Raw genomic sequence first — 5,539 nt, 5'->3', positions numbered from 1 at the left:
TCGGGTTGGACCAGTACCGAGCGCAGCGCCGCCGTCGGGTCACCGGATCAGGTTGTCTCCAAGTAGTGGCCGTCGGCCTCATAGCGAAACACCCCGCCGAGCACGACCTCACGGGCTGGGGGGCCGTTGAGAAGGCGCTGGATCCGCAGAATGTCGCCGATCGCGTTTGTGATGTCACTCATGGGCGTTTCCGAACGTCGGATGGGTGCCGGGCAGGCAGCAGCCGCTCGGGCATGTGTCCTTCTCCCCGTATCTGGGAACGAACTCAACCATTGGCGTCGCACGCCAGCGGGCGGCGTCGAGCGGGCCTCCGGCCGCAGCGTGTTGTACAGCCGATATGAAAACGATTTCCGTTAGCTTAGCGGCTCGCCGGGGGCCGCGTCGGTCAGATCGTCCATGCTGCCATCCACCACGCACCCCAGGAGAAGCTGTGACCACCGCAACCACGCACGCCCCGCGCCACAGCGTCACCGAACACAGTCACGGGGCCGGATGTGGGCATGTGGCAGTTCCCCACAACGACCACGTCGACTACGTCCACGACGTCCACCTGCACCGTTCACACGAGGACCACTACGACGAGTGCGAGCCCGCCGAGCACAAGGAGCACGGCGGGCACACCCACACCCACGGCGACAGTTGTGGGCATGTCGCCGTGCCCCACGGCGATCATGTCGACTATCTGCACGAGGGGCACCGGCACGCCGCCCACGACGGCCACTGGGACGACCACTGACACCCCACCCGGCCTGACTCCGGCGGTGGACAGACGGTGGTCAAGGGTGGTCAGACCGCTGGGCCGCCGGTGCTGTCGGGTGCCGTGCGGGCCGCCGGGACCAGCCCGGAGGCGGGCCGGAAGGCGGGGTCGATCTGGGCGGAGAGATCCACGTCGGGACCGTCTGTCGCCAATGTGCTGGCCGAGGCGCACGCGTTCGGCGAGGTCGGCTGCCCCAGGCGTACGACCTGCTTCACCGCCGCTTGTCCACTGACAACCACCGCCCGTCCGCCACCGGCCGCCGCCAGATCCTTACTGCGGATCACGCGGTGCGGATCACGCGCTAAGGATGTGAATCTCGCGCTGCTCCAGTAGCACCAGATTCACATCGTTAGAGCGCCCGGCAATAGGGGCGTGGATCAAGGAATGGGGCTGGGGTACGGGCATCGCGAGGCGGAGGAGGGAGGCACCGGAGGTGTTGGGTGTCGACTGACGACAACGTGGTGAGGTGCGTGCCTCAGCCCCGCGACGCCGCGTCCCCTATTGCCGGGCGCTCTAAGCCTCTCATGGTGGACCCGGCCGGATGGCCACGCGACTGCAGCCCGTATTGACAATGGTTGTCAAATCGGAAATAGTCGATGTTCCAGCGTGTAGCTGCGACAGGAGGATCAGTCATGTCCTTGACCGTGTCCCCGGATCTGCTCGTCCAAGCCGAAGCCGGCCATGTCGACCAGGAGGCGTTCCTGGCGTGTGTGCGCGAGTCGCTGCCCTACGCCTACGGGCTGGTCGAACGGCTCGCGGGTGAGCTGCCGGCCGCCGGGCGCGACTTCGCGGACAACCTGGTGCCGCCACCGGACGACGCAGCGCAGGGGCAGTTGCTGCGTGCAATGGCAAGTACGGCGATCCGCAGTTCGCTGGAGCGGCGTTTCGGGGTGGCGTTGGCATTCCAGAACTGCCACCGGCTGGCCGTGTTCCGCCCGGCCGCGGTGGGCGGCGAACAGTACCGCCGGTTCGTCTCCGCGGAGAGCCAGCTCCTCAACCAGCAGCCCGGGTTCGTCAACTGCTGACCGTCACCTGGCGGGGGACGCCGGCCGCCGGCGGTGGGTCTGGGTGCAGCGTGTGCGCTCGGCGTGCGGTCAGCGAGGTGGCGCCCAGGGTGGCGGTGTAGACGGCGGTGGCGACGGCGATGATGGCGAAGCTCGGCGGGACCCGTGGTGCGAGGTAGCTCATCGTCAGCCCGGCCCACGTCACCGCGACCGCGAGCCCGACGGAGATCCACATTCCGTGGTAGGGGCGGGTGGTGAGCCGGTGGGCCGCGCCGGCGGGCGCGGCGAGCAGGCCGAGTAGCAGCAGTGCGCCGACGGCCTGGGTCGCCTCGGCCGTGGTCGCCCCGACGAGGCCGAGGAAGCCGATGCCGAGGAGGCGGACGGGAACACCCTGGGCGGTGGCGACCGCCTCGTCCAGGCTCGCGAACAGCAGCGGACGTCCGATCGCGACCGTGGCGACGCAGATGGCCGCCCCGACCACGGCCGCCTCCCAGGCGTGGGATGCTGCTAACCCGAAGATCGAGCCGAACAGGATGGTCACTCCGGCGGTGCCGTTGCCGGTGCTGCGCCGGGTCGTGTACAGGGTGAGGAAGAGCACCCCGAGCCCGAGTATCCAGGCGAACACGCTGCCGATGACGACGTCGTCGGCCCGGCCACGGCGGCCCAGCACCCCGAGTACGCATCCGACGGCGATGGTGGCGGCAAACAGGCCGACGCGGGCGTCGATGCCGGTGGCCAGGGCGGCGAGCGCACCGGTGAACGCCACGTGGGACAGCGCGTCACCGGTGAACACCTGCGCGCGCAGGACCAGGAAGTAGCCGACGAGGCCCGCCGCCGCGGCGATTCCTGTGCCGGCGAGGAAGGCATGCTGGATGAACGGATGGTCGAACATCGTGATCATGCCGGTGCTCCCGCCGTCCGGGGGCCGCGGGCGGCCCGGCCGAGCATGTCGTGGACACCGACGGCCAGGCGGGCGAGGAGGTACAGACCGAAGGAGAAACTGGTGATGAAAAAGCCGATCGGATACGGCGAGTAATAGGCCACCGTCAGCCCGGCCCAGGTGACCAGCACCCCGAGGAGCACCGTGAGCGTCAGGCTGAGCACCGGCCGGGCGGTGAGGACCTGCGCGGTCGCGGCCGGGATCACCAGCAGGGTGAAGACCAGCAGGGTGCCGGTGATCTGGCTGACCTCGGCGGTGGCGGTCCCGAGCAGGATCAGGAATGCCGTCGACAGGCCCCGCACCGGCACCCCGGCGGCAGTGGCCACAGCCGGGTCGAGCGAAGCGAACAGCAACGGACGCCCGATGACCGCCAGCACGACCAGGACGACGAGGGCGAGCACGGCCAGGGTGCGGACCATCCCGCCGGTGATACCCAGAAAGCTGCCGAACAGCAGTGCGTTCACCCCACCGAGGAATCCCTGGTAGAGGCTGACGAACAGGAACCCGCAGGCGAGGGCGAACGCCTGGACGGTGCCGACGGCGGCCGACTCCTCGGACCGTCCGGCGCTGCCCCCGGCGCTGCCCCCGCCCCCGCCCGCCGCCGGGATGGCCGCGACGGCCAGCGCCGCGGTGAGGCAGAAGGCGAAATAGCCGTAGGTCGCGCCGACGCCGAGCCAGATCGCCCCGGCCGCACCCGGAAAGCCGGCCATGGCCAGGGCGTGGCCGGCGAACGTCTGACGGCGCAGGATCATGAACCAGCCGATCACCCCGGCGGTCACCGCCACGACGGTTCCGGCCCGGAACGCGTTCACCATGAACGGGTAGGCGAACATCGCTCGGATGTCATCGGCCAGGTCCCACGAGAGGCCGGCCTCAGTCGTTGCGGCGACGATCATATCCGGCCGGTCCCACTGTGGCGGTCGACATGCACCGCGGACGCTTCGGGCTGGCCGACGACCACGAGCCGTCCATCCGAGGTGGTCAGCACCTCGATGGGGGTGCGGTAGAGCCGGCTCAACGTCGCACTGGTGATCACGTCGGTGGGTGCTCCCGACACCGAACCGCCACCGGCGAGGTAGATGACCCGGTCAAGACTGGAGAGAATCGGGTTGACGTCGTGGGCGACCATCAGCACCGTCACCCCCGTCTGGCAGATGTCGCGGATGAGGGCCGCGACCGCACCGGCGTTGTACAGGTCAAGGCTGTCCAGCGGCTCATCGAGAAGCAGGAGCCGGGGCCCGCGGGCGAGCGCCTGAGCGATCAGCAGCCGCTGCTGCTCCCCGCCGGACAGCCGCCCGATCGGCTGGTGGGCGTAGCCGGCGGCGCCGACCAACTCGACCAGCTCGGCGACCCGTCCCCTGGCTGCCCGGCCGCGACGTCCGCCGGGCACGGGCAGGCCCCACCGGTGGCCGTCCAACCCGAGGCGGACCACGTCCAGCCCGCGGATCCGCACCGACGGATCGAAGCTGCGCCGCTGCGGCAGGTACCCGATCTCAGCCTGGGCCTGCCCGGGTGGCCGGCCCAGTACCACCGCCTGCCCCGCGGACAGCGGCAGCAGCCCGAGCGTCGCCTTGAGCAGGGTGGACTTGCCTACACCGTTGGGGCCGAGGATCGCGACGAACTCCCCGGCCGCCGCCTCGACGTTGACGCCGCTCCACACCACCCGCCCACCGAGGCGGACCGCGGCGTCCCGGAACACCGCCGTCGCCGTTCCTGTCATTTTCCGGTGGCCTGGGCCAGCGCGGCACGCAGGCCTTCCAGCTGGGCGACCTGCCAGTCCTGGAAGGATGTGCCGGCTGGGGTGAGTGTCTCGGTGATGGTGGTCACCGGGATACCGGCCGCCTTCGCCTCTTCGACCTGACGTTGGACGTCCGGGGTCGCGTTCTGGCTGTTGTACACGTAAACTTTGATCTTCTTGCCCTTGATCTGGTCGTCGATGGTGGCCTTGTCCGCGGCGGTCGGATCGGTGCCCTCCGAGATCGCGCGCAGGAACGCCGGTGGGGTCAGCAGGTTCAGTCCGAGGGCGGGGGTCAGCATCGCGAAGATGCTCTCCGACGCGCCGACCGGTGTCCCGCCGTAGGTCGTCTTGATCGTCGCAATGACGTCGGTGTACGGCTTCAGCGTAGTGGCGGTGAAGGACGTCCGCTGTTGGTCGAAGTAGCCCGCGTCCGCCGGGTCGATCTTCTTGTAGTCCGCGGTGACCGTGTCGATCACCTTGGCGACGTCCCCCGGGTTGTACCAGCGGTGCGGGTTGTCCCCGTCCGTCGCACCGACCAGGTCACCGACGGTCAGTACCGTCCGTCCATCTGTCGGGTTGGCCGCCACCAGTTTGGCCGCCCACGGGTCGTAGCCGACACCGTTGTCGATGAACAGCCGCGCATCGGCGATCGCCCGGCCGTCGGCAGGCGTCGGCTCGTAGTCATGCGGATCGGCGTCCGGGTTGTCGATGATGCTGGTGACCGTCACCCGCGCACCGCCGAGCTGAGCGGCGATGCTGCCCCAGAAGTTCTCGGCCGCCACAACCGTAATCTTCCTACCAGCGGCACTGCCACCGGCGGCGCTGTCCCCGGTACCACCCGGCGAGGATGTCCCGCATGCCGCGACGGCCCCCACCACCGCACATGCGGCCACCACGCCCAGGCGCAGTGTCCACCGACGCGGTACCGCAGCCGCATCTTCCATGATCATGATCTCCTTGCTTGCTGTCAACCGGATGCACTATCCGTACCGGGATCCATTTTCACCAAATCTAGCTGATAATGGAAACCGTTACAAGTTCGGGTAGTGGGCGGGGCGCGGACGCGTGCCGGATGTGCAGGTCGGCGAGCGTGGGCCGGC

At 69.3% G+C, this 5,539-nt stretch carries 8 protein-coding genes; 2 read left to right on the top strand and 6 right to left on the bottom strand.

Annotation, left to right across the window (positions count from 1 at the left end; translation table 11 throughout):
- Positions 1-47 precede the first annotated feature (47 nt).
- The gene (locus tag U9980_RS20795; protein ID WP_322751722.1) at positions 48-182 is read right to left on the bottom strand and encodes a hypothetical protein; all 135 of its coding nucleotides are present in this window, start codon (positions 180-182) and stop codon (positions 48-50) included.
- Between the two features lie 248 nt (positions 183-430).
- Here U9980_RS20795 and U9980_RS20790 point away from each other — a divergent pair, with 248 nt between their 5' ends.
- Complete coding sequence (locus tag U9980_RS20790) at positions 431-736, top strand: hypothetical protein (RefSeq protein WP_322769455.1); 306 nt, start codon at positions 431-433, stop codon at positions 734-736.
- 50 nt (positions 737-786) lie between these two features.
- Here the strand turns inward: U9980_RS20790 and U9980_RS20785 are convergent, their stop codons facing one another.
- Complete coding sequence (locus U9980_RS20785; protein ID WP_322769454.1) at positions 787-1,041, bottom strand: hypothetical protein; 255 nt, start codon at positions 1,039-1,041, stop codon at positions 787-789.
- A 348-nt stretch (positions 1,042-1,389) separates the two neighbouring features.
- Here U9980_RS20785 and U9980_RS20780 point away from each other — a divergent pair, with 348 nt between their 5' ends.
- Positions 1,390-1,782: an SCO5389 family protein gene (locus tag U9980_RS20780; RefSeq protein WP_322751720.1), complete on the top strand. Its 393-nt coding sequence runs from the start codon at positions 1,390-1,392 to the stop codon at positions 1,780-1,782.
- Here the strand turns inward: U9980_RS20780 and U9980_RS20775 are convergent.
- Genes U9980_RS20775 through U9980_RS20760 form a run of 4 tightly spaced genes read right to left on the bottom strand, consistent with a single transcriptional unit; the run spans position 1,772 to position 5,383 of the window.
- Positions 1,772-2,662, bottom strand: coding sequence for a metal ABC transporter permease (locus tag U9980_RS20775; RefSeq protein ID WP_322769453.1), 891 nt, complete (start codon positions 2,660-2,662; stop codon positions 1,772-1,774). The two genes, U9980_RS20780 and U9980_RS20775, sit on opposite strands and share 11 nt — an antisense overlap.
- Positions 2,659-3,597 (bottom strand): metal ABC transporter permease, encoded by a 939-nt coding sequence (locus U9980_RS20770; protein WP_322752540.1) that lies wholly within the window; start codon positions 3,595-3,597, stop codon positions 2,659-2,661. The genes U9980_RS20775 and U9980_RS20770 overlap by 4 nt, the downstream gene beginning before the upstream one ends.
- The gene (locus U9980_RS20765; RefSeq protein ID WP_322769452.1) at positions 3,594-4,421 is read right to left on the bottom strand and encodes an ABC transporter ATP-binding protein; all 828 of its coding nucleotides are present in this window, start codon (positions 4,419-4,421) and stop codon (positions 3,594-3,596) included. Before U9980_RS20765 ends, U9980_RS20770 begins: the two co-directional genes overlap by 4 nt.
- Entirely contained in the window at positions 4,418-5,383 is a 966-nt protein-coding gene (locus U9980_RS20760; protein ID WP_416210345.1) for a metal ABC transporter solute-binding protein, Zn/Mn family, read from the bottom strand. Before U9980_RS20760 ends, U9980_RS20765 begins: the two co-directional genes overlap by 4 nt.
- Positions 5,384-5,539: the final 156 nt, after the last annotated feature.

Source organism: Protofrankia sp. Cr1 (assembly GCF_963555865.1).
In the GTDB taxonomy this organism is placed as follows: domain Bacteria; phylum Actinomycetota; class Actinomycetes; order Frankiales; family Frankiaceae; genus Protofrankia.
Note: the sequence above shows the minus strand (reverse complement) of the source record. Positions and strands in the feature narration are given on the sequence as shown.

Coding starts and splice junctions, on each gene's coding strand:
- U9980_RS20795 (WP_322751722.1), bottom strand. CDS start 182: ATGAGTGACATCACAAACGCGATCGGCGACATTCTGCGGATCCAGCGC.
- U9980_RS20780 (WP_322751720.1), top strand. CDS start 1,390: ATGTCCTTGACCGTGTCCCCGGATCTGCTCGTCCAAGCCGAAGCCGGC.
- U9980_RS20775 (WP_322769453.1), bottom strand. CDS start 2,662: ATGATCACGATGTTCGACCATCCGTTCATCCAGCATGCCTTCCTCGCC.
- U9980_RS20770 (WP_322752540.1), bottom strand. CDS start 3,597: ATGATCGTCGCCGCAACGACTGAGGCCGGCCTCTCGTGGGACCTGGCC.
- U9980_RS20765 (WP_322769452.1), bottom strand. CDS start 4,421: ATGACAGGAACGGCGACGGCGGTGTTCCGGGACGCCGCGGTCCGCCTC.
- U9980_RS20760 (WP_416210345.1), bottom strand. CDS start 5,383: ATGGAAGATGCGGCTGCGGTACCGCGTCGGTGGACACTGCGCCTGGGC.